Raw genomic sequence first — 1,882 nt, forward strand, 5'->3', positions numbered from 1 at the left:
ATTATAGTACATTTTATAACAATTAGCGGAATAGCGCTTTTGGGAGATGCTACTGTAATTAAAGCTAAAAAAGTAACACTAATACTTTACATGTATTAATATTAGTTTTAATTATATTAAAGATATTGTATTCATTGCACAATGTGCAATAATAACTGGCCATAAGTTTCGGTCTAGTTTTACATAAGCAATGCCCATAATGATCCCGATTAGGAAAACAGAAATTGAGCGTTCAGAAATATCATACGAATGACGAAACCCCCAAATACAAGCCTGAAAAACAATAGCTATAATAGTTTTAAATTTTGTGTTAATGCATAAACCCTCAACCCAAGTGATAAGAAATCCACGTTCTAATAATTCTTCTAAAGCAGATTGTAACCATACAAAAATGATAATTGAAAAGACATAGCTATAATCTCCGTTGCGTAATGAATGCCCTGTATTAGTACAGCTAACAGCTTCGCTACTTTCTTTAGTAATTGCAAATGAATCTTGTATAAGATTAAAAATAAGCAATGTAGCTATAATAGTAATAAAGATTACTACAGAACTTATAAGTGTCTTTTTAATACTTTTTGGCTTAACTAAACCCAGCGCTTTCCATGTTAAACCACGTCTTTTCATCATCAAAGTAGCTACTAATAATGTAGTACCTGAATATAAAAAACCGGTTACTAAATAGTGAGTATTGGGAATGGATGTTTCCCTAATTAAAAACATAATAGCTATGTAAATAATGAGGTCTAATGCATACCCTTTCCAATTTGATATTTGAGCAGTATTCTCCTTCATATTAATTTTTATCCTTTTTATAGACCTCTCACCTACCGCAAACAGTTTTAGTAGTTAATTCCAGATCGTTATTTTTAATTGAAAAAACAGTCTTACATCTGTAAGTTTACCATAGATGTCTGTTTTTTATTAATACATCAAAATTGAAGAATCTTATTTTCTTTTTAAAATGAAATAGATGTCTATGGATGATTAATAGACGTTTCGAGGAATTTTACCTATTATTGAAAATCTGATTTGATAAATTTTAGAAAAGTGTCTTTATATTTTTCTGAAACAGGAATGTATTTATCACCAAAAACAATACGATTGCGCTCTATTGTAGTTATCTTTTTTAAATTTACCATAAACGACCGATGCACACGCATAAACTGGCTTTTTGGCAACTCTTCTTCTAAAGATTTCATACTTTTTAGGGTAAGAATTGGTTTTTCAGAATTAACTGTATAAAATTTTAAATAGTCTTTAAGTCCTTCAACATAAATCAAATCTTTTAAATCAATCTTAATTAGTTTATAATCTGATTTAACAAAAATATAATCATCTATAGCCACTTGGCTAGTATCTTGAAGTAGTTGTTGTTTGGCTTTATTGGCAGCAGTGAAAAACTCGGGATAACTGATGGGTTTTACTAAATAATCAATGGTGTTGACTTTATAGCTTTCTACTGCAAATTCTTCAAACGCAGTCGTAAAAATAATTTTAGCCTTGTTATTTAAAATTAGTTTTGAAAACTCCATTCCAGATAAATTTGGCATTTGAATATCTGTAAAAATTAAATCAACAGGTTCTTTTTCTAATATTTCAATGGCAGCAATAGCATTATTACATGTTGCTGTCAGCTTTAAAAATGGTGTAGCTTTTACATAATCTTCTAACAAGTTAAGCGCTAAAGGCTCGTCATCAATTAAAATACAGGACAGCATTACTCTTTATATTTAAATGTTAGTTGTGCAATATAGGTGTTGTTCTCTTCTTTGGTAATTAAATTGAATTGATTTGGATATAAAATATCTAATCGTTTCTTTAGGTTTTCTAGCCCAATTCCAGAATCTGTGATTTTTTCTTTTTCTGGAAAGAATGAATT

Annotated in this window: 2 protein-coding genes; both read right to left on the reverse strand. The window is 29.1% G+C overall.

Annotation, left to right across the window (positions count from 1 at the left end; all coding sequences use genetic code 11):
* Nucleotides 1-111: 111 nt before the first annotated feature.
* On the reverse strand, nt 112-795 hold the full coding sequence (locus ACVC2P_RS13470) for a CPBP family intramembrane glutamic endopeptidase (RefSeq protein ID WP_452598978.1): 684 nt from the start codon (nt 793-795) through the stop codon (nt 112-114).
* Nucleotides 796-1,016: 221 nt separating this feature from the next.
* A complete protein-coding gene (locus tag ACVC2P_RS13475) occupies nt 1,017-1,721 on the reverse strand; it encodes a LytR/AlgR family response regulator transcription factor (protein ID WP_452598979.1) in 705 nt (234 codons plus the stop codon).
* Between the last annotated feature and the right edge of the window lie 161 nt (nt 1,722-1,882).

Source organism: Pontimicrobium sp. MEBiC01747 (assembly GCF_053601635.1).